The sequence below is a fragment of the Bacteroides sp. AF20-13LB genome (assembly GCF_003603065.1).
GTDB lineage: Bacteria > Bacteroidota > Bacteroidia > Bacteroidales > Bacteroidaceae > Bacteroides > Bacteroides uniformis.
On record NZ_QTMH01000011.1, the window covers coordinates 2,467 to 25,784 of the forward strand.

Annotated in this window: 18 protein-coding genes, 1 tRNA gene and 1 pseudogene; 6 read left to right on the forward strand and 14 right to left on the reverse strand. The window is 41.7% G+C overall.

Annotated features, from left to right (window positions below):
• Positions 1–187: hypothetical protein (locus DWX62_RS22140; protein ID WP_207806024.1), on the forward strand; the 187-nt coding region annotated here is incomplete at its 5' end.
• A gap of 618 nt (positions 188–805) precedes the next feature.
• Here the strand turns inward: DWX62_RS22140 and DWX62_RS22145 are convergent.
• From DWX62_RS22145 to DWX62_RS14305, 4 genes are all read right to left on the reverse strand, one after another.
• A complete protein-coding gene (locus DWX62_RS22145) occupies positions 806–1,555 on the reverse strand; it encodes a hypothetical protein (RefSeq protein WP_008764216.1) in 750 nt (249 codons plus the stop codon).
• Between the two features lie 883 nt (positions 1,556–2,438).
• The gene (locus tag DWX62_RS14295; RefSeq protein ID WP_117688900.1) at positions 2,439–3,434 is read right to left on the reverse strand and encodes a phage/plasmid replication protein; all 996 of its coding nucleotides are present in this window, start codon (positions 3,432–3,434) and stop codon (positions 2,439–2,441) included.
• 52 nt (positions 3,435–3,486) lie between these two features.
• On the reverse strand, positions 3,487–4,278 hold the full coding sequence (locus DWX62_RS14300) for a helix-turn-helix domain-containing protein (RefSeq protein WP_117688901.1): 792 nt from the start codon (positions 4,276–4,278) through the stop codon (positions 3,487–3,489).
• A gap of 2 nt (positions 4,279–4,280) precedes the next feature.
• Entirely contained in the window at positions 4,281–5,525 is a 1,245-nt protein-coding gene (locus tag DWX62_RS14305) for a site-specific integrase (RefSeq protein ID WP_117688902.1), read from the reverse strand.
• 522 nt (positions 5,526–6,047) lie between these two features.
• Between DWX62_RS14305 and DWX62_RS14310 the strand changes: the two genes are divergently transcribed.
• Together DWX62_RS14310 and DWX62_RS14315 are read left to right on the forward strand one after the other, a co-directional pair.
• Positions 6,048–6,121: transfer RNA gene (locus tag DWX62_RS14310), tRNA-Pro, on the forward strand.
• Between the two features lie 136 nt (positions 6,122–6,257).
• Positions 6,258–6,380, forward strand: a pseudogene (locus tag DWX62_RS14315) (Arm DNA-binding domain-containing protein); the annotation flags it as partial.
• Positions 6,381–6,557: 177 nt separating this feature from the next.
• On the opposite strand, the gene DWX62_RS14320 reads toward DWX62_RS14315, so the two are convergent.
• The 10 genes from DWX62_RS14320 to DWX62_RS14360 form a co-directional block, all read right to left on the reverse strand.
• The gene (locus tag DWX62_RS14320) at positions 6,558–8,813 is read right to left on the reverse strand and encodes a GH92 family glycosyl hydrolase (protein WP_005824115.1); all 2,256 of its coding nucleotides are present in this window, start codon (positions 8,811–8,813) and stop codon (positions 6,558–6,560) included.
• Between the two features lie 4 nt (positions 8,814–8,817).
• Positions 8,818–9,522: a DUF5040 domain-containing protein gene (locus DWX62_RS14325; RefSeq protein WP_227238996.1), complete on the reverse strand. Its 705-nt coding sequence runs from the start codon at positions 9,520–9,522 to the stop codon at positions 8,818–8,820.
• A gap of 98 nt (positions 9,523–9,620) precedes the next feature.
• Positions 9,621–10,982, reverse strand: a complete 1,362-nt coding sequence (locus DWX62_RS14330) for a glycoside hydrolase family 125 protein (RefSeq protein ID WP_005824121.1) — start codon at positions 10,980–10,982, stop codon at positions 9,621–9,623.
• A gap of 82 nt (positions 10,983–11,064) precedes the next feature.
• A complete protein-coding gene (locus tag DWX62_RS14335) occupies positions 11,065–11,757 on the reverse strand; it encodes a DUF3823 domain-containing protein (RefSeq protein WP_005824122.1) in 693 nt (230 codons plus the stop codon).
• A 16-nt stretch (positions 11,758–11,773) separates the two neighbouring features.
• Positions 11,774–13,219, reverse strand: coding sequence for a RagB/SusD family nutrient uptake outer membrane protein (locus DWX62_RS22320; RefSeq protein ID WP_279387163.1), 1,446 nt, complete (start codon positions 13,217–13,219; stop codon positions 11,774–11,776).
• Complete coding sequence (locus DWX62_RS22325; protein WP_262715211.1) at positions 13,179–13,676, reverse strand: RagB/SusD family nutrient uptake outer membrane protein; 498 nt, start codon at positions 13,674–13,676, stop codon at positions 13,179–13,181. The genes DWX62_RS22320 and DWX62_RS22325 overlap by 41 nt, the downstream gene beginning before the upstream one ends.
• An 11-nt stretch (positions 13,677–13,687) precedes the next feature.
• On the reverse strand, positions 13,688–16,939 hold the full coding sequence (locus tag DWX62_RS14345; protein WP_227238993.1) for a TonB-dependent receptor: 3,252 nt from the start codon (positions 16,937–16,939) through the stop codon (positions 13,688–13,690).
• 267 nt (positions 16,940–17,206) lie between these two features.
• Entirely contained in the window at positions 17,207–17,875 is a 669-nt protein-coding gene (locus tag DWX62_RS14350; protein WP_229031936.1) for a FecR domain-containing protein, read from the reverse strand.
• A gap of 355 nt (positions 17,876–18,230) precedes the next feature.
• Positions 18,231–18,827: an RNA polymerase sigma-70 factor gene (locus DWX62_RS14355; RefSeq protein WP_005824130.1), complete on the reverse strand. Its 597-nt coding sequence runs from the start codon at positions 18,825–18,827 to the stop codon at positions 18,231–18,233.
• A 21-nt stretch (positions 18,828–18,848) separates the two neighbouring features.
• Positions 18,849–19,517 (reverse strand): GDSL-type esterase/lipase family protein, encoded by a 669-nt coding sequence (locus DWX62_RS14360; RefSeq protein WP_005824132.1) that lies wholly within the window; start codon positions 19,515–19,517, stop codon positions 18,849–18,851.
• Between the two features lie 817 nt (positions 19,518–20,334).
• On the opposite strand from DWX62_RS14360, the gene DWX62_RS14365 reads away from it, so the two are divergent.
• From DWX62_RS14365 to DWX62_RS14375, 3 genes are read left to right on the forward strand one after another with little or no spacing between them, the layout of a single operon-like run.
• The gene (locus DWX62_RS14365; RefSeq protein WP_016274150.1) at positions 20,335–21,156 is read left to right on the forward strand and encodes an SEL1-like repeat protein; all 822 of its coding nucleotides are present in this window, start codon (positions 20,335–20,337) and stop codon (positions 21,154–21,156) included.
• A 17-nt stretch (positions 21,157–21,173) separates the two neighbouring features.
• Positions 21,174–22,070: a BT4734/BF3469 family protein gene (locus tag DWX62_RS14370; RefSeq protein ID WP_227238988.1), complete on the forward strand. Its 897-nt coding sequence runs from the start codon at positions 21,174–21,176 to the stop codon at positions 22,068–22,070.
• Positions 22,071–22,097: 27 nt separating this feature from the next.
• A complete protein-coding gene (locus DWX62_RS14375) occupies positions 22,098–22,769 on the forward strand; it encodes a hypothetical protein (protein WP_008665713.1) in 672 nt (223 codons plus the stop codon).
• Positions 22,770–23,318 lie beyond the last annotated feature (549 nt).

The window sequence follows — 23,318 nt, forward strand, 5'->3', positions numbered from 1 at the left end:
TGCTTATCTGCTTTATCCCCATCCCCAATGCGTAACATTGGAGGATGTTTGCTATCTTTGTTGTCATAGTAGAAATGATTTTATCCCACCGGTCAAGACGGGAATCAAATCTACGAAAAATCCCCTGCCGGGCATTGCCAAGCAGGGGTATTTTTATATTGGAATCAAGGGGGTAGGATTATTTTAGCACAAGGGGGCAGAATCGCTTGGTTTTAGGGGGCAGCTTACACTGGATTTTCCAGTTGCCATATCACATTTTTTTAGTGCAGCAAAAATATAGGGTTATTTCTCAAAAGAAGAAAAATAGATTCATAAAAATATCGCCTATTTAACACTGATTAACAGAAGAAAATATATACCTAATTTCTGCCACGTTTTCTCCCTAAAACTTTCCTAAAATATTAAAGTAGACTGTATATAAACAAATACAAACAACAATCAACATCACAGCAGCTGATAATCAACTACTAAACAACAAATTACGCATATCAAAAGAAAAAAACTCATTATTAATACAAAAAAAGAGGAAGAAAATTTGCAGAATCCCCATAAATACGTACCTTTGCACCGCAATTCAAAGAAAGACGGGATGTAGCTCAGCCCGGTAGAGTACGCGTCTGGGGGAATTGAATAAGATTACCGATAATAAAATTACAACAACATATAAATCAAGGAGTTAAGTAATCACTTAACTCCTTATTTTTTACCTACGAATATCCTACGAATAAGGTTTTCGGGAAACTTGGTTTATTTAATCCGATTATTGCCTTTTACTATGTGGATTTTGCATTATTGCATTGAAGAGTTATAACTCAAAATAAATTTCATTGGTGTTTTTATCGATGATATATATTTTAGGTGATACAGCCTTTACGCAGGTTGTTGTGATGAATACAGCACCGCCCAAGTTTATTTTCCTTTTTGTTTCACCCCAACCTTGTATAGTAAACTGAACAGCCAATGCCAAATCGGCAATATGCTCCTCAATAGCCAAAGCCTCGCTCTCCGTCATTGGTATTTTTATAGTTGTTAAATAACTCGCCCTGTCAGTGCTTTGTCTTTTTTGTACGGTTTGCCTTATTTTAGGAGTGCATTTAATAGCAAACTGAGGAAAGTTCAAATATCCGCTAACGGGAAGAAAACCTGTCTCGTCAACGACATATCCAAAGTCGAACGTCTTTGTTTTTAAATTATACGCTTTGTCCCACCCCATATTTGCCGAAAAAGGAAAGATATAATAATGCTTCATTGCATTTAAATTAGTTTTTATGTTTTTCATTGTTTCAAGCAATGTCTTGCCGTCCTCTGAATTTGCAAATGTCTTCCTTTTTAGTTCTGTATCATATTGGGTTAGATTGTAGTAACTGCAAACATCCATATTATACAGGTCGTGTAATTGTTCGATAGAACGCGCTCCCGTACAGATTGTTTTTACTTTATTATAGCCCACCTCAAAACGGCAATTATTATTGGAAAGGTCTAAAACGGGTCTTTCTTGCGCTTTACCAATCAACATAGCACAAAGAGAAAGTACAATAAGAAAAGTTCTTTTCATAATACTGTGATTTACTTTCCACAGCCCCGACAGGAAAGGTTTATATAAAAAGATAGCGTGAGGCTGTTAGAATTATCTGTTTTAGAGGTTCTGGACAAACCCACCACACGAGATAAAACGACACCCCACGCCAAGCCATATATATCACTGATATATACAAGATTAGCATGAGCGTTTGTATCGTCTATCCCCGTGTGGTTCGAAATTGTCCAGATTTCTAAATACGGGATAAAGCTAAACGCATCCTTTAATTAATATGTCACCAACAGGTCTTTAACCTGTTAGCGGGACAAATATAACTAAAATCCAGCGTTCTACAAACGTTTTTAGGGATGTCGTGGAACAAATTTACTCATTTATTGATAGTTCACAAGATTTTAGAGAAGGAACTCCGATGAGGCTATTGCATTTTGAAATGTCGTACCTCTTATGGATGCCTCGAAACAGCCTCATCATCATACCCACGACCTCAAACAGACCTTACCATTCGATTACATTCCACTCGTTTTTAGGTGCTGCATGACATTTTTGTCCCCCACATTGCAAGCCCTCTATGACGTAATACCCTGTCATTACATAAGTTTATCATCATAGAATGAAGATTTGAGAGTGTTACATCCTCTCTACTTACCACCTGCATGGATTCTATCGACCGAGCATAACCACCTTATCACATAGAATTAAGCAACCTCGTATTAGAGCGTTTAAGCCATTATTACACCCCACCGAACACTTTTATTGTATCTGATAAGTTTTTGGCTGTGCACGACCAATAGCCCCCTCTATTAAAAGATAAGGCTTGATAATCACCCGAAGAGTAAACTTAGGAAGTGAAGTTTACACCCTATGATGATTACCAAGCCTTACTTGATTAGAGAGAGGACTAACAGGCGGTATTGAATATTCGTCGTTCCTCTGCGACGCTCATACCGTCTGCCGACTGCTCCAACAGCCCAGCAAGATATTGTTCTATTTTGCCTGTTAGTTCCAAGGTCAGGTTAGGGAGAGCCAAATGCTTTTTGCCCCACTCCAACGCTTCTTGGATTTTCTTTTGTATTTGCCCATGTAGGACACGGTCGGCTGGCTGCGGATTTGCCCGAAGTTTAAAAAGGACGTGCTTCACATAATAAGACAGGTTTTGGTCGGCATTTGCTATACAAATACACCACTTGGCAAAGTCTTTGGCGCTCTCAAAAATATGGTAATCCACATCCCAACAGTCATTAGGCAGTTTCACCATATCCTCATAATATCCAAACCACTCTGCAACCAGCGTCCAAAATACCTGTTTACTCCAAAGCTCCTCTGCCACTATATCCCTACCAAACAACCTATTCAGTCCTTTGGTGCTAAATGTCACCTCGTACCTCAATAAATTTCTCGGCAAGTTCTCTCTTCCATATTTAGGCAACTCACGCTTCTTCTTTGCCTCCTGTATCTTATCATAAAACTTGCAACGCACCTCTTCGTCCTCTATGTACTTAGTACCATTCCACTCATTAGGTCTAAATTTCTTCATGGCGTCCAACTTCTGCATATACATAATAGGAGGCTCTGTCATGCTAAAGTTATGTGCAAACTCCGCAGACTCCACCACTGCCTTATACATAGGTACACCCAAGTCCTTGCTCAACTTCATTATAAGCCACTTGACCTGCCTTAATGACAAGGTCTTTAGATTATGTCCCCACAGACATTTAGGAAGACTGCCCTCAAATGACACATACGTTTCAGTGGCTATGACCCTACGTCCAAGCCAATACCCCTTACCACCCGTACCATTGGCAAAATAGTCCTTTACAACTGTACGTTGCAGGACTGTTTGCCAGTCGTACCCTGTTGGCAGGTCATATAGTATTAATTTGATTTTGTCATACATGGCTGTGAGATTGGAATGTATATAGAAAGTTATACATAATAAAGCATATTAACTATTTACGAAGCCGTGCAGCTAACTGGCTTTCCATTCGTTTTATAAATTCGTCCTTGGTTTCCTGCTTTCGGGCAGTCATCCACGCTACGATTTCGTCACGCTTGAACACAAGTTTGCGCCCGTTTGTCCCGGAACGATGACAAGGTATTTCACGGGTACGGGTCCACTTGTAAATAGTGTCCTTTGCATAGTTCGTAAGCTCACAACAAAGTGTAATATCAAACACTTCGGGATAATCTTCTATCCGTTTTGGCTCTCTTTTGGCGTTCTGTGGTTCGGTTTCGGGTATCGTTGGTACTGTTCCCAGCATGGAAACAATAACTGCCCGTAACGACCTTATTTGAGCCAAAGCGTAATACTCCCATTGCTGTTGTAAAAACTCCATGTCGTGAAACATCCATGCGCTCTCTATTGCATCACGGTGATGTTCATTGATAAAGCCGTATTGAGCTATGGAATTATACAGGAAATCTGCAACCAAACCTGTTTTACCCTCTTTTTGCAAATAGGTTTCCTCGTTATAGACATCTTCCAACTCTTGGCTGTCCATGTTTAGTTTGCCTTGTCGGACGGCTGATAACTTTTCGTCATAAGTGGATATGAAGAAGCCGTCCCGCCATTGGTTTATAGCCTCATCCACCTCATTTAAAGCCTGTTTTAGCTTTGTCTTATTACCATTCGTCAGTCTTTTTACATAGGTGCGCAACCATTCCTCATGCGCAAAACGGGCTTCCCCTTTGAGCGACTTGTCTATCAAGCCGCCCAAAGGCATATTTATTGCCATACTCATAATTAAAGGATTTTAGCTACTCTGTCTAATACGCTTGTTGAAAAACTGTCAAGATATACGTTTGTCGTTGTAAGATTACGATGCCCCAACGCTTGGCTGATAATTTCACGGGGGACATCATTGCCTTGTAAGGTCATGGCCATTGTATGACGGCTGACATAGGTAGTCAGGTTCATACGAATACGGAGCAACTTGCCTAATTGCTTTAAACCGTCATTTATACGTTTGTAACGACTACGGATATGGTCATACAGTTGTTCCCCCTCATAATCCCTTGTTATTATTGGCAGCAAATAGTTGCCTGTCAAAGCAGTATTTGCCTTAAACCATTCCAACTGCTCTCTTATGGCAGGGGTTACAGGTATTGTTATAGGCTTTGCATTTTTAGCGTTTTGTGTCTTTTGTCTTTTATAAACGATATGCTCCTCTGTCCCAAACGTGTCAATATTGTTTTTAGTCAGCATGGCTTCATCTATAAAACTCATACCGAAACATAAATAGGAAAACAGGAACATCCTACGGGACAACTCCAACACAGGATTTTGTTGAGGCGAGTTTTTTATCAGCTCCAAATCATGTGGTGAAAGGTAGCGTTTGGCTGTTTCCTCTGCCAGCTTACCGATTTCAAAGCCACCCTTACCGAAAGGATAGGTGTTTGATGAGGCTTCACGCTCTTTTATCGCCTTGTTTATAACCGCCCTCAATGTTTTGAGGTAGTATTTACGGGTGTTTCCGCAACAGCCGTCTTTTTCCATTTCAAGGTTAAACCGATTGATGTACTTTACATCCAACTCGGAAAACAGCCGTTCCTCAATCTTGTCATCATACTTTGCCAGCATATGCAAAGTACGCTCATAGACCTTTGCGTTACCGATATGCCTTGTGGCTTTTAGGTTTTCCACCTGTCGCATGAAGTAGTCATAAACCTTACCCTGCTTTGACATACCAAGAAACTCCTCCTCGAACTGGTTAAGCGTCCAGTTTACCCGTTCCTCCATGAACTTTTGTAGGATTTCATCCTTTCGAACTTCATAACGGTTCAGCAACGCATTGTAATTTTCGTAGTTAGGATTGACACGCTTGTCTTTTTTAAATCGGGATGCCAATTCATCCCATTGTCCTTTCGTTGCCGACAGTTGCAAGTCGATGTACTTTGTTTTGTCCTCTTTTGCCACCCTTAAACAGACGGGGCAGCTTCCGTCCCTTCTAATGTTGCTTTTGAAAAGCACGATTTTTGTCCTTGCCATGTTGTTGTTTTTCTTTTTAAGTTATATGGCCGACGAAATTATTTTATACTTTACATAGGAATAAAGTATAGAGCTTCACTCTCGCTCAATGCAAAGATAGATAATTCCGATGATTAAAACTACATCATTGCAATGGCTCAACAAGGAGGGGCACTTAAAACATGGCGAAATTGAGACAGACTTTAACCTACATTAACTTTGCAGTCTATTTGCATCCCAATTGTTCGTCCTGTTTTTCGATTAAGGTTCGATTAAGGTTTGATTAAGGTTTCGGGATGATTAGACGCTTTTTATTGCAATAAAACGAGGCTTTTTGCATGTATTTTGCACTGTGTAGGATACAAAACAACCACCGAAACACACGGGATACTATTTAGAACCATGTCTAAATAAAGACTTAAAGCATGCACATATATAGATGATAATAAGCAAGATATGACAATATTAGGATGCGTCCATATATATTTTATCAGCGATTTATTTGCTATTTAAAAATAAAGCACTACTTTTGCAACCGCAATTCGGGATGTAGCTCAGCCCGGTAGAGTACGCGTCTGGGGGGCGTGTGGTCGCAAGTTCGAATCTTGTCATCCCGACTGAGTAAAGTGCTGGTAATCCAATGATTATCGGCACTTTTTCTTTTTATACATTTCCTGATTTTAGCAGTAGAAATGGGACAAAATCAAGGTTAGTGTAAACCATAGTGTAAACCGCTGCACAACCTTTAAAGCAATGAGTATCAAGGTTTCAGTGATTTGTTTTAAGAGTAAAGTGTTATCAAACGGAGAGCACCCTCTCATGTTACGTATTACAGAGAGCAAAAAAAGAGTAATGAAAAGTTTGGGAATATCCGTAATATGACATGGTTACCAAAATTTTATTGGCTTATACCCATATATTCTTAACCCAAACTCATACCACTATGTATAAATCTTGATTGGAATCAGTCATAAATAAACATAAACCCAACCTTGACCAATAGTAAAATTAAAATCAGAACTGGGATAGTCGTTGATATAATTTACAACTTCTTTATTTCAGCCCATGAGAGGGTGGTGGACAATCGATACCCCACATCTTATTTTGTCTGTTTCCCATTTTCAAGATCAATACACCTTCATTTATCAAATCCTCATGTGCAAACCAGGCATGATTCAATTCTTTGCCATTGAGAGTGGCCGACTGGATGTATTTATTTTCATCTGACACCCCCTCTGCTATAATTGTGAAAAACTTGTTGTTATGTAACTTGATACGGACCTCACTGAACATCGGACTGCCAATGGTATAAATAGGCAGTCCCGGAGTGACAGGATAAAAACCGAGAGAAGAAAAGACAACAAAGGCTGACATGCCCCCTCCATCTTCATCCCCAGGAATGCCCATCAAATCATTGCGAAACCACATCTTTAACAACTGGCGGATACGCTTCTGAGTTTTCCAAGGCTGACCAGCATAACAATAAAGATAAGGAATATGCAGAGACGGCTCATTCGCCATGGAGAATTGTCCCACATTGCCAGTATGATCGGGTAATTGAGAATAGAAATCAAATTTACTTTTTCCCAAAGACTCATTGAACATCTGATCCAAATTGGCAACAAACTGTTCCTTGCCATTCATCAGTTCAATAAGGTCGGCAATATTATGCGGCACATCCCAACGATACACCCAACCATTATTTTCTCCATAATACTCACGGGCACCCTGACCACCAGAAAAGCGGTAATCAAATGGGCTAATCCACTTGCCATTTTTATCCTTTGGATGGAAAAAGCACGTTTCCTTGTTGTAAATATGGCGATAATTAAACGAACGACAACGATAGTAGGCAGCTTCTTCATCCTTATTTAGCATTTCAGCGATGCGTGACAGACACCATTCGTCATACGCCGTTCCGAGTGTCACGGCTACAGATTGACGTTTTTCGAAGGAATGTACATTCGGATCAGTTTCCTTTTCATCAGGCTGCAAAGCAGGGATATACCCCTTTTCTTTATAAAACAGATCAATCCAGCCACAGGTTGCTGCTGACCAAGGAGCCAATGTCTTCTCTTCAATAGCACGTTTGCACACATTGTATGCTTTGGTTAAATCAAACTTGATTCCTTTGGCAGCCGCATCTGCAATCGTAGCCACTCCATGATTAGAATTCATTCGTCGAGAATCTCCTGTAATTTCCGGGAAAGTAGGCATCCACATCGTTCCCATCTGTTCTGCCATACGCAAATAGGACCGAATGATGTCCAACTCCGTATTTTGATCGATAAGTACACGTAATGGATGGGCTGCACGATATGTGTCCCATATCCAATCATCTGTATAGAAAGGCAAACCATAATCATTATGTACCCGATGATCGAACGCGCTGAAATAGCGCCCGTCTTCGCTGATACAGACTGGGCGTTCAAATACCCTGTACAAAGAAGTATAAAATACCCGCTTACTGTCAGTATCTCCTCCCTTAACGTCTATCTTGCCCAAGGAAGCATTCCAGATATTCCGCCCTTTATCAGCCAGTGCCACCACATCATAACCGGACAATTCACGTTCCATGTTTTTGCGAGCTTGTTCTTCACTGATAAATGAAATACCGTATCTTACACGCACATACTCAGTTTGTTTTGCAAAGGCCAACACCGCACACGCATTGTGACCTTCTGCAGTCGTCGTACGGCTCAATTTCCCATCCACCAGCATGTCTGATTGTACTGGCATCTGCTCAGTTTCCAAATACAGATAGACTCGAGTGTTGTTATCCAAATGCTGGTAACCACTGATATGGTTTTCCGCTACCTGAACTTTTCCGTGCCGGGAATTCACAATGAGATAAGCCGGTTTGTCCGTTTGGGTAAAGCGGAGTTGGTATAAAGCCGATTGACGTGAAGGCGCATACTTGACCTCAATTTGTTCTTCATCCAAAAACACTTCGTAATAGTAGGGCTTGACGTTCTCATGGTCATAGCTATAGTTTACGACCGGCTGTAACGGCTCTCCTTGGCAAGGACTAAGGTTAAAGGCCGAAGTGCCCCGATGGCTGGTAATGATGAGCGGCAATCCATGTAATTGACTACCTGTATAATCACTCCGTTCGGGATATACACGCAACATGCTGTTGGGCAAATGAATCGTAGGATAAGTGGGTACTAGTAAATGGCTGATGTTGCCCATATAAGGGTTGACATAGTCAACGGGAGTCAAGTTATGTTCTTTATTCGATCCCTGAGAGAGGGCGTACCCTGCGAATAAAAAAACAAACACAACACACAAAAAGTATAAATGTTTCATTTTCTTACAGAACTAAGGATTGTATTTGGGCTACAAAAACAGCAGCCATACGGTTTTGAATATAACAGTCTTTACCCCGGTTGGGATGCCATCCATACTCAACCCCATCAATACACTCTGTGTCATCGGCAAAGAGAGTGCTCGTTTGTCGGTGTGTTTCTGGATGCTCAACGGTCTTTGAAAAGCCAATCTGTTCATCAAATTTTACCAGTGGAAAGCCCCATTTGTCGGAGAGTTTCCTGATAGATTCATTATACACCACGCGTGCATCGTGCCAATGGGTACAAAGCAGAATCACAGCCGGCTTCCCCCCTTTCACACCGTAATACTTCGAACCTTTGTCAAATTGAAGTTGATAACAATCGGATATGTATTTCTTGATTACATAATCAAAAGCGGCCGCATAGTTCCCACGGGTAAAAGGCAAGGCATATTCGTGATAGTCCTTTTTCAGCTCATTCGGGGCATACACATCCCGGTTGTGTACCTGCATAATCACGAAGACATCCACCTCGTCCAATTCCTCACGGGAATACAAATCGCCACGTGACATTCGGTTCGCCACATCCGCAATGGCTTCTCCTCCGATGGCCCGGTTGATTCCCTTCGCACGCAACGCCTCACACCCCAACTCAAACCAACCGTTATCCACGGATGCAAAAGAAGCGCCTGACAAGAGAACGGTCAGCTTCTTCTTCTCATCAGACATTGATAAATAACCTTCTCGTACCGGAGAACATATATCCTGTGCCGGTAAAAACGAGACCCAGCAGTATAGGAGTAGTATTATAATATAAATCCTTTTCATCATAATTCATTTAAAAGATGTAACTTTCCGTCTCTAATAATCTTAAGAACCAATTCACCAAACAAGGAATTTTGCCAGGCAAACCACGAACGTGTGAACTTTTCAGGCTGATCTTTGTGAAAAGACTCATGCATAAAGCCTGTATTAGCATCCGTAGCCAACAGCATGGCAACGCACAATTTGATTTCCTCATCGTTCTCCGACGTCATGGCACGTATGATTATGCTCATGGGCCACACCATGTCCATTCCTATGTGAGGGCCACCGATGCCTTCGGCATATTTGCCCTTGAAAAAATACGGATTGTCCAGACTCAACAGATATTTTCGCGTATTCTGATAAATCCTATCCGAGGGCTTCACATCGCAGATGTAGGGCAAAGCCAGCAGACTGGGAATATTAGCATCATCCATGCAGAGCTGATTGCCGTATCCGTCCACTTCAAAAGCATAAATCTTTCCATAGGTAGGATGCTTGTGTATGGCATGTTTTTTCAACGCTTCGCCCACTTCCATATACAACACATTGCACGCACGAGCCATTGCTTTGTTTTTGTTCACCTTCAATAGGATCTCCTCCATCTGACGCAAGCTGGTCACAGCAAAAAAGTTGGAAGGAATCAGGAACGGATAAACAGTCGCGTCATCCGAAGGGCGAAAAGAAGAGGCAATCAGTCCGTTGGCACGGACCGGATTTCCATATCCATCGTTGGATAACGTGTCATACTGCCGGTCCGTCACACGTAAAAACGAATAATTACCCCGATTCTCCTTCCGTTGCTGGTCTTTGAAAACTGTCAGGATAGATTCAACCACCTGCATCCATTCCGCTGTAAAAACGCTGTCATCACCGGTTACTTTCCAATAATGATAAGCCAGACGAACAACATAACACAGCGAGTCGATTTCCCACTTTCTTTCGTGAATTCCCCCTCTCATTGGTGTCCTGTCATTTTGCCACTCCCCTTTTCCAGAGAGATCACGGTAGAACGCATTCGCATACGGATCCAGCAGAACTAATCTGAACTGTCGTAGAATCACCCCCCGAATCATTTTCCTCAACCGCTCGTCCTCATTGGCGTACATCAGATAAGGCCACACCTGGGCGGAAGAATCCCTAAGCCACATTGCCGGAATATCCCCCGTTACCACAAAAGTGTCGTCCTCCGGTTCCGATTCATAAAACACCGTCGTGTCCAATGTGTTGGGAAAACAGTTGGCAAACATCCATTTGAGCTTCTCATTTTTCAGTAGAGTGACCGTCTCCTCAATAACCCGTTCGACGACTTCTGACCGGAAAAGTCTTTTTTCCACCGGTGGACGTTTAGACGTATACATTTCAACATGATCGATCCATTGCATTTCTTGTCCCGAAGAACAAGGATGTGCAAAAAGTAGAGAACAGACCCATAAAGAGCCTATAGTGAGTAATTGTCTCTTCATCTTACAAAGCTAGTCTTACTGCAGGAACGTAATTGAATTTCGCACCGCCAATGTTAATTCTTGCGCCAATTCTAAAGTAATATTGCGTGCCGGATTTTATATTTTCATGTTTTAAGTCCAATTCCAATGTAAACTCATTGCCAAGGTACGAGTTATCCACACCTTGCTTTACCACAAACTCCTTGAGTGGTTCGCCAACATTCGGTTCACGGTGACCGTAAAGAGCCACTTCCGCCACCTCTTGGTCAACCGTCTTTTCTAGACGGAACTTAGCCACAACCTTGCTACCATTTTTTTGAATGGAAGCATTTTTAATACGGATGTAAGGCTGCACTCTGAAGTCATATACCGTATTACCTTTCACCACAACTTCTTGATCTTTGACAGACACAAAGTTACCACGCATCAGACTCATCGTATACGAACCTGCAAACATCACGTTGTTTCGATACGTACCATTGTTCTTAATTACCATGTATTGCGTTTCAGGATTCTCAAACCCATGTTCGATAAATTCGATTTGTGCCCCGTCAATAATATCCTGTTCAACCAGTTCGCCAGTTTCAATGTCTAAGATTTTGCCTTCAATGGTAGCATTCGGACCATCATAGTTGTCTATTTCCAACAAGTCGCAGGAAGTGACTGCAAACAATGTCAGCAAAGCGAAAGCCATATTTTTAATGTTACGTTTCATAGTTGCTATTGTTAAATTAGTGTTTTGGATTCTGAGTTAAACCATTGGTAGAAGTTCCAGGAATATGTCTGTAATAATGATGCGTTTGGAAAGTACAAGAGTTTGCACCCGGTACAAACTTACGCACAAAAATATACTGAGGCTTTTCCCCTCGTAAATCAATCATAGGCACCAACGCCATTTTACGGCGGTTATCGAATTCCGAATGGAAATCCCTGCGTCTAATCAAATCCCAGTAACCCTTATTTTCAAAAGCCAACTCAATTCTCCTTTCGCGCAACACATTATCAAGAGTCAAGTCAACCTCTGTAGTATGAGCTGCTCTCTTACGCAAGTCATTCAGTCCCTTCTTGGCCATATCCAGCAAATTACCATCCGTTTCACCCTTTTCAACAACCGCTTCCGCAAAGTTCAGCAAGATTTCGGCGTATCTGAAATCCATAAAGTCGGTAGTCGACTGCAACTCCTTGGTCACGGTCAGGTTCTCATTTAAGAATTTGCGCATCAAGAACCCCGTACGCGTACAGTTCGGTGTACCGTCAAAACCCGAATAATCCTTCGAGAATTGAGCACCGAATGTATAATACGTCTTACCATTATGTTCACAAGCACCCGGTGAACTCATCAAGTCACCATTCGGTTTAATCACCCCCCCCTGGATTACAATCTTCTTCCCTTTCCACACACTGTTCGGATATGTGATGCAAGCAAAAAAGCGGGCATCCTTATGCTTGAAGATTTCCTCCGGCGAATCAAAATGGCGATAAGCAACATACGGACGATAGCCTTCATTATCGCTCACCTTTCCATCTTCCGTAGTGATGATCGGAGCAGCATGCCCCGGATTGGTATAATCCTCATACAAGTCAATCAACTCAAGAATTGGATTGGTTCTACCTCTGTGAGGGAATCCTTCCGCATTCTGATTCGGATTGTTCCAGGCATCATAATCATGTGCAATCCGAGTACCCGGAGCTCCATAGCCTTTGATAAAAATAGCCTCTTCACCAGCCACATTCGGATCTGTGAAAAGCGCTCTGTAGTTAGCAATCGCTTCTTGCACACTACCTGGATGCGCCTTATACAACCCAAACCTATTGGAAGCGATGATAGCTTTAGAAGCATCTATGCAAGCCTGATAATAACGGCTGGCATCTGACTTGTCCAAACCAACAAAATTCTTATCCACCGCTTCCCCTTCCAACGGAGCCTTGTCCCAATATTTAGCTACAGAAGCTGCATGTAATGCTGCCCTTGACTTCAGAGCATACGCCGTCCACTTCGTCGCCCTGCGCTTCTCTTCACTCGGATTGTTTCTGGTTTCCGGCAACAGACGAATCGCCCTGTCACATTCCTCCATCACAAAATCCCACGTTTCTTTTTCTGTGCTACGAGGTACCTTCAAGTTATCCGTATTCGGCTCAAACTCCTGATACTTCGTAATGATGGATACCCCCCCCATAACGCTTCGCCAAACCAAAATAAGTATACGCCCTTAAGAAATGGGCTTCCCCCATCAACGCATCCTTTTCCTCTACCGAAATATCCAAATTGGGAATATACGTCATCAGCAGATTGATATTTCTGTTCAAAAAATACCCCTTATTCCACCAGTCATTGGCAAATTGGTTCCAGTTGGGCCATTCCGAATGGATGGCTTCCAGCGCATATTGCGCCAACGTCAAAGAACCAGTATTCCCTCTGGCGTTAAATCCGGCAGCAGGCATATATACAAAATCTTCAATCGGTGAACCATAATAGAGATCAGCTAGAAACGACTTGATACCATTGGGATCCGACAAGACACTTTCACCCGGTATTTTATTTTTTGGTTCTAAATCCAGAAAATCAGAACAAGCTCCACATAACACGAGCAAGAACCCCACAATTACATATTTAAAATTTAACATCTTTTTCATACGTATAATATTTAGAATGAAACACTTAAGCCTACATTAAAACTCTTTGTCAAAGGATAGTTGTATCCGGCACCATAGTCACCCTCCGTCTTTTCAGGGTCAAACTGTTTCAAGAACGAGTCGGTGAATGTAAAGAGATTGTATGCATTGAAATAGAGTCTCAAATTTTCAACACCATATTTTTTAGTAAATGTTCTAGGCAATATATAACCCACTTCAAAGCTCTTCAGGCGTAAATAAGACGCTTTCATGTTCCATGCCTGACTATCGCGGTAAGAAGAACCCATTTCCTGAGAGAAACGATTAGCAGGCCATTTACCAGGCACCCAATTGGTGTTGTCAGGATCATAGGAATCCTCCAAATGCCATCTGTCAAAGAAATAAGCAGGTAAATTACCATTGTTGAAGAACATTTGGCTGAATACCTCATTGAAACGGATGTTGTACATACCAGCACCTTGGAACACCATTGTCAAATCCATATTTTTCCATTGTGCATTCAACGTAAAACCATAAAAGAGTTTCGGTGTCTTGTTTCTGAATATCGGTTTGGTATCATAACCATTGATCACACCATCACCGTTATAATCATCATAGATATAATCACCCGGCAACAACTGCGTATTTCCTCTATTGTCGCAATGAATAGCCCCATGTAAAATCTCTTCATAATTTTGGAACTGTCCGACTTTGTCGAATCCCCAAACCAAGTCATTCCAACGGTTTGTATATCCATTCTTCCAACGGTCGTAACTGCTTCGTGCAGCCGGTTTATCCACTGTGCGATGCATGGTTCTGGCAATATTCATGTTGAAAGAAGCGCTGTAAGAGAAATCATTGATGCGATTTTTGTGAGAAATGGTCAAGTCAAAACCCTGTGTACGTTCACTTTCCACATTCTCCACCGGCATTGATCCACCAAACGTATTCGGCAAGTTGCCTTCTCTGATTTTCAACTTTCCGCTCTTGTGTTTCTTATAGAAGTCAAGTTCAAAATTCAGTTTGTTTCTTAGCACAGAAAACTCGACCCCCACATTATACATCTCCGAACGCACCCACGTAAAGTCCCGATTGATCACACCCGGAGCTGCCATCGTACCCAGGAACTTGCCATCTTCAAACTCATAACCAATATTCACATTAGGTGTGAAACCCATCACGTGTTGGAATGGCTCTCCTACATTTTCACCAATGACGCCATAAGAACCACGGATTTTCAAATTATCAATAAACGAAAAATTATCTTTGATAAAGCTTTCTTCAGAGATTCTCCAGCCGGCTGATAAAGAAGGAGAGAACGCCCATCTTTTGCCGGGTGCATAACGGTAAGAGCCGTCATAACGGCAAGCATATTCAAATAAATACTTACCCATGTAGTCATAGTTAAATTTACCGATGTATGCCATAGTTGTCTCTTCATGTTCCGTACCGCTATTCGTCTGTACCCCCGATGCATAATCCATCACATCTGTCGTGTAAAAATCATATTCACGTTTCAAGTAAGAGTGTTTCTTCTCATATTTCTTCTGTTCGTAAGCAACTAATGCCGAAACATGATGTTTGTCCAGGAAGGTTCTGTCGAATGTCACCTGCGCCTGCAACACAATGCGGTCTGCATCTTCCACATTATTGGCAATACGCGGCTTGTTTTTCAACTGATAATTCAAATCGGACGAATAAATGCGATAACTCTTCCATAAATTTTTATTGAATACACTATAGCTGTCATAGGCAATGGTGCCTTTCGCCTGCAGTCCCTTCAAGAAAGGCGCATCATAAGTCAGCGAAACAGCCGACTGAAGCGATTTGTTCTTGTCCACCGTATACCCTGCATGCTTTTTCTGTGACATCACCACCGGATTTTCCTGATTGTAGATATTCGCCGGATAAGCCGGGTCATCGTTAATATACGGACGTTCGTTCGGATGACTGATGATGGTACCTTTGTACATCCATATAAAGCCATCACCACCCGGGAAATCCCTCATGCCATAACGGCCCGAAACCATCACATCCGTTGTCAGATAACGGTTCAATTTGGCAGAAACATTGCTTCTGAACGTATAGCGGTCATAACCCATATCCCCACTCTTGAAAATACCGTCTTCATCATAGTAGCTGAAACTGAGGAAGTATTTCATAATCTTATTGCCACCCTCAATAGACAAGTTATGATTATGTCTCAAACTGGCTTTTTTCATGGTTTCATTGTACCAGTCCGTGCTTTCATAACCCGGTCCGCCAGCTCTCCACTTATTTAGTTCTTCATTGGTAATACTATGCACCCCGTCTCTATAAAAAATCGCATCATCGTACATTTCCAGATATTGGGCCGCATTGGCCATGAGGGGACGGTCAGTAACCTTCTGCCAGCCCACATTACCCGAATACGTAAACTGAGGACGGTGGGATTCCCCTCTCTTCGTAGTCACCACAATCACACCATTACTGGCATTCATGCCATATACTGCAGCGGAAGCGTCCTTCAACACCGAAACACTTTCGATGTCACTAGGATTCAATTGTTGGAATTCAACGCTACCATCGCGTACAATACCATCGATGACATACAAAGGTTCTCCATAGCCGCGGATGTTAATCATAGAATTAAAAGTACCCGGCTCACCATTCTGCTGTCTTATCTGCAATCCCGGCATCTTACCCTGTAAAGATTGCGCCAGGCTGGAGCTCACAGTCGTATTGATCTCCTTGGTCTTTAACGAAGCAATACTTCCCGTCAAGTTACCTCTCTTCTGCGTACCATACCCCACAACTACCACTTCATCAACTAGATTGGCATCCTCTTCCAGCGTAATTTCGTAATAATCCTTCTTCACTCTCAGTTCCTTCTTGCCGAAACCGATGTACGAAATCGTCAGCAAGTCGTTTTCGTGCGCATTCAAAGAGAATTTACCATTCAAATCAGAAATGGTACCACCGGCACCGTTTTCCACAGCAATGGAAGCGCCGATGATAGGAACACCAGAGAGGTCTCGGATAATCCCCGAAATCCTTTTGGCACTCCTCTGCTGTCCTTTCGACACTTTGGAATCAATTTTATACAACACCACATTCTTTCCCTTAATTTTATAGCCGATATTTTCCCCTTTGAAAACCACCTTCAAGATTTCCTCAATCTTTTTATTTTTTAAAGACACCGAAATCTTTCGCTTGGGATTGAACAGATTGTAATCATAAGTAAAAAACAGATTGTTCTTTTTTTCAATGATTGATAGCACCTCCGTGATGCTTTTGTTTTTCACATCCAGTGAAATGGTAACATTTTGAGCATGCAATGCAAGTACTCCGTTAAATAGGAATAAAAATGTTAACAAAAGCACAAAACTGCAAGAGTTCCTATTCCATCTACTAAAAAAAGTTACGCATTCTTTTAGATAGAAATAACTGGTTGGATTTTTCATAAATTTGTAACTGAGTAATTGATTTAATCTTTAATTAATTTATTCGACGACAAGGATTGTGAATTGCTGCAACAATTTGCAATCCTTTTTCTTTTTCTTCTTTTTCTGTTAATTGTCCTCCTTTCTTATTATAAATATATGTTCTTTTTCCAGATACGTCAATTGCCCACTTTCCTGCAACAGGTCCAAGACCTCCGTCAAGGTCGATTCCCTATGCACGTGGCAGAAGAACCGTTTTTTTTCAAGCGAAGGATCTTCAATGACAATTTCCCTGTCGAATTTCCGTTTCAATTCCAACACAATGGTCTTCAGTGTTTCCCCGGGGAACATCAGTTCCCCCGTCCGCCACGTACCAGCCGTAGAAGCATCCATTTCACGAATCGAACTCAGACCCGTTTCGAGAGAGACTGTCAGCATTTGATTGGGCTTTATCCGTATATTTTTATTCTTATCAGTATACACTTCCACCTGCCCTTCTTTTAAGAGAACTGTTGGATCCTCACCGGAATACGATTTCACATTAAATGTAGTACCCAGTACACGTACTTTCAACCTCTCCGTTTCCACCAAAAACGGCTTGTGTTCATCACGGTTCACTTGAAACAAAGCCTCACCTGCCAGTTTGACCGTACGGTAACCCCTAGCAAATTTGGTGGGATAAGTAAACCGGCTACCTGAGTTCAACCAGATGTGTGTACCATCCTCCAATACCAAATTGGCTGTCTGCGAGTTGGGGACAATTACCGTATTAAATCCAACCGGTCGTGTAACCTCCATGTAATATAACGTTCCCAACCCTACTGACAATACAATTGCTATTGATGCAGTTATTTTTAGGAAGAGTGATGATTTAGGTTTATGGATATCGTTTTTTTGTGTTGTATTGTATGTCTCCTGTTCCTTAATTTTGGATTCAGATCTACTCATCATCTTCTCTATCATCTTTTGGTAAGATGCATTCAGATGTATCTTTGTTGCATAGTTGGCTTCTTCTTTTTTCGACCAGATTTCCTCCAACGAGAACAAAAAAGTCGAGTTAGCAGGTTCTTCCCTTCTCCATTTGTTGATCTTTTTGTAATCCTCCTCCGAAGCGGAATGATTTAAAAAACGCTTTAATACATTTAAATCCATATTACAGTAATATATAATTCAACATTAGAGCAATCCAAATTCCGACATGCCTCAAGGACTTGCGCAATTCCGCGATGGCTTGGGCAAGGTGTGTCTGTACCGTACGTAAGGACACATGCATCTGATTGGCTATGTCCTTTTGTGACTTCCCTTCGAAGTAGAATAAGTTTAAAGCTTCCGCACGTCTGGGAGGCAATTGCCTGATTGCATTTTCCAGTAACTTATAGTTCAACTCCTCATTCGTTTCAGACATCGAAACAGTCGATTCAATTTTCTGGTTGTAATATTCACAACGATCAATGGCCAGTTGCCACTGTTCCCGGTAGTTCTCCACTACCTTTTGGTGCTTCAGATAGTTTAGACAACTGTTTTGCGTGGCTTTGAATAGAAAGGCGGCCAGCCTACTGGAAACAATCATATGATGTTGTTCCCAGTAAGCGACAAATACATCATGTACTATATCTTCAGCAACCTCTTCATCAACAAATTTACATGCATGAACCATCAATTTAGGATACAGTTCATCATAAACTTGTCTAAAATGACTGATAGAATCCCCCCCCTTTTCTTGCATTCCATTTGAATATTGAGAGTCCATAATAACGGTTTGTATCTGTGGCTATTTGATGGCAGACAATACGATTTTTTCCATAACCTCATATCCTTTATCTGTAGGGTGGACACCATCATACGTATATTCATCAATCATGCCTCCGTTCTCTTTGCTCATTTCACTGAAGTAATCAATGTAGTGTACATGTTTTGCTTTGGCAAGTTGCCGGATCCGCACATTCAGCTCATAAATCTGTTTCACTGCATCCGTAATGTCTTTTCTCCAAGGATACACATCAACCGGAAGAACCGAAGAAAGATACACTTTGATTTTATGTGATTTGGCTAACTCTACCATTGATTTGATGTTACTCACCGTATATTCGATGCTGTACTTACCAGTATTTTCGGCTATGTCGTTCGTACCGATGTTGATGACAACAGCTTTTGGTTTAAGGTCAATCACATCTTTTTGGAAGCGGAGCAGGAGTTGCGGACTGGTTTGACCGCTGATGCCACGACCTAAAAATTGATGACCTGTAAAAAAAACGGGGCGTTTGCTAGCCCATCCGTCGGTAATGGAATTTCCGATAAAAATCACTTTCGGATAAGTTTTGTTTTGAATGATGCGTTCATTATCCTTTTGATATCTTTCAAAATCAGGATACTCGCTCAGTGTTTGGGCCGTTGCCACTGTTGCGAAAAAGTACAGAAGAGCAAAGAATAAGTGTTTCATATTTAGTATTATTTAGTAATGATTGTTAGCAATATCTTATATTAAGACAACTACACTATCAAAAGTACGTATTCTAATAGTTAAAAGAAAAAGATTTTTATCTACTATGATATTACGTTTTATGCCTTTTGCTTTTTATTCCCGTCAACACCGTTCAAGGAAGCATTGTTCCCCTTTGACATTTTGATTGTCCACGATACTATTTACAATTGGTCCCATGCTATGTTTCACACGTATATCTTCACGTAATTTCTCTAACAATAAGCCCAACTCCGACAAAGAACCTCATTTACGATAGTGGTGATAAAACAACTGTCACTTTGGGAATTCGAAAAGAGGCATATGCCATTGACAACTAGTCTTAACTAAAAAATACAGCATTACAAATCATATTTTACTCTTCCTGCAAATTTAACACTTTTGTTATATACGCCATTCGGTCTCCGTTAGATCAGCCTGGTACATTTTTCGTTTGGCACCGCAAAGAAACTATTCGGCCGCGGAAACGTCAGTAAAAAAAATCAGCTGTTTTTAAAACATATATAGTCCTCATCATTATTTCTACAGCCCGAACATCTTTTTCAATCTCTAGACCGTACTAACACTCACTCCCTCGGTTCTGGCTATCATCTTCATCTGATAACTTTACCGGAAAGTCTTGACATACCGAAACGATTGCCGGACAAATCCATCGGACCATCATCCGCATATTCTCCCACTTCAACTTACACACATAAAAAACTGCCGTCTGACAAAACCCCGAAATCCTTACATGTGTGATTTTAAAAAAATGTTCAATTTCAAAAATGAAAGAAACATGAAAACAGAAACAAAAAGAATTTTGGAAAAGGCCCAGGCAGGTGATGCAGAGGCTCAGTATCTAACCGGTCTGTATTATGAGGATAAGGGAAATGCCGACGAGGCTTTCCTATGGTATGACCGTTCGGCTACACAGGGATTCGTATATGGAATCAACGCCGTTGCCATATATTACCTGAAAGGGATGGCTGTAAAGCATGATACCGGCAAGGCAATCGCTCTTCTAGAGAGTATTGCAGATAAATTCCCCACAGCCAAAGCCAATCTGGGCCATATATACCTGGAAGGGCAGGGATGTCCGCAGGATATAGGGAAAGGTATCGGGTTACTCGGACAGGCTGCGGATTCAGGTGACGGACTGTCGGCTTTCACAATGGGGCATATACGCCTCAAAGGGCTGTTTGGGACTCCCGTAATGTACAAGGAAGCGACAGGATGGTTCGAGAAGGCCTATGAACTGGGGATATATGACAGTGTGGACTTCCTCTGTGACCTGTATGAAGGTCTGTATTCACGGGGCATGAGGGACATCAGGAAATACAGGTTATGGTCGGATGTCAGAAAAAGCCTTGAAAAAGGAGGTTCCCGTACCGGTCTGGCAATGCCATCATCCGCAAATGGAGGCAATGTACCGGTATTCGGGGAGGCAAACGGCAGACAGTACATCATCATCGGCGGGGAGAAGGCTTATGTCGATCTCCTCGTTGCTGAGACATTCCTGGTCAATCCTGATCCGAAGGCCTATACGGAAGTGGAGCATATTGACGGCGACATGTCCAACAATGCGGCTGATAATCTCAGATGGATAAAAAAGCAATAAAGTCTATGGTAAAGAATATGAAAACGACATTGACAGAAAAGATTAATTGGACAAAGTACAACCTGGCTTATCCTGAGTTAGGAGATGTTATACAGATGATTCGCACGGGAGACATGCAATTGCATGACAATGAGTTTGGAGACTATACATTGAAGCAGGCAATAGAGCATATCAGAAGTGTAGCTCCAGGTGACATGCGGAAATGGAAAGCCAGACTCCTGCCCGCTGTTGCCTATAACGGTACATTCAGGGAACTTAACGGTGCGGGGCTGATTGAATACTCGCGTGTGACGGCATTGGATTTTGACCATATAGCAACACCGGATGAAATGATCCGGTTACGGAACAAGCTGATGATAACCGAATGTGTCCTGAGTGTTTTTGTTACACCCAGTGGAAATGGACTGAAGGCTCTGGTTTTGCATGACAATACAGATCCGGCCAGACATGAAGATTTGTATGGACAGCTACTGGATAAATTCTATGTGGCAAACAGAAATGATGCAAGCTGTAAAGACCTGGCACGCAGAAATTATCTGAGTTACGATCCTGACATCTGGACCAATCCAAATCCTGAACCGTACCCTTATGTCCCCACCATAAAGCCACAGGTACAGATGCCACAATCATCCGGGACAAGAACAGTGTCGGACAAAAGCATCATCAGCATCATGAACTCCCACTGGAAAAGGAACAATCCTGAATATTGGAAAAAAGGCAACAGGGGAAACTGCATCTTCAGGTTAGCCTGCTGGATGTGCAAATGGGGTGTTGACGAGGAATTGGCTACTGAGTATTTCATTGATGGCTGGGAAGATGACACAATGGATGAAAAGGAAATCAGAAGCCATGTGGGCAACGCCTATAAGACCGAAGAGAAGAACTTCGGAACATTGATATTTACAATACACTGATTTAATCACCCCTTTAAAAAAACAATTATGGCACTGACAAAAAGCCGGGGTAACATGTATCCTTTTGTTACCCACACGTGGAATGCAATAAAAGGAATATGTTTTCATGACTGCCCCTATTGTTACATGAAAAAATTCGATGGTCTGCTTCCTATACGGTTTGACCCCAAGGAACTGGAAGTAAACCTGGGTAACGGCAATTTTATTTTCGTTGGTAGCGGAACGGACGCATGGGCTTTCGACGTACCTTCGGACTGGATTGCCCGGGTTCTGGATTATTGTGACAAGTTTGATAATAACTATCTTTTCCAATCCAAGGACCCCATACGTTTCTTGGAGTTCATAGGGCATCCGGTAATGAAGAAATCGGTTTTGTGCACGACCATTGAAACCAATGTCTTTTATCCGGACATCGTAAGGAATGCTCCAGGTACCCGGAAACGTGCCAAAGCCATGCAAAAACTGGCGAGCCTTGGAATGAGAACCTATGTGACCTGTGAACCTCTGATAAAATTCGACTTGCCCGAAATGGTTGAACTTGTCAGCATGTGTTCTCCTGTACAAGTCAATATCGGCAGGAACTCACGACAGGACATTACCCTTCCCGAACCGACAAGGAATGAAGTGCAGGCATTGATAACCGAACTTCAGAAATTTACCAAAGTGGTAGTCAAATCCAATGCCAAGTGCTGGACTTGAGAATGTACTGACTGATTGGAAAGATAAAGGAGATGCTGCATAAGCTCTCCTTTAAAATTTCGTCAAAGCCAATAAAGAATCCATATGTCAAGGATACAGGTGAAAAATATTGCAAAATAACACCTTGTGAGTTAACCGGAGGCAAGTTTATTATACATATACTGCATATTTTATTATAATACCCACTCAGGCGGCGTGAGCCTACAACAAACGAAAGAAGAAAGATATACAATAGTTTCATGCAACTTTTTTTGTCAAAATGAGAGATTTTACTTAAAAGAAATAGATTGCATAAGGAAAAATATTGATGCGTTCCGTTTACTCATCGAAGTGTAAAAAGGGTATATAAAAACATTGCAAACCTTTATATATGAAATGAGTATAAACAAAAATAAAACAATTATGGATAATAATATAAATAATATGATATCAATTAGTATGCCGAAAGGTTGCAGGTATATGAGTGATTATGAAAATCTCTTGAATGGGGAATTGCCATTGGATGGTAAGTTTATCCTGAACAAGACTGTAACCGGTTGTGGTGGTACA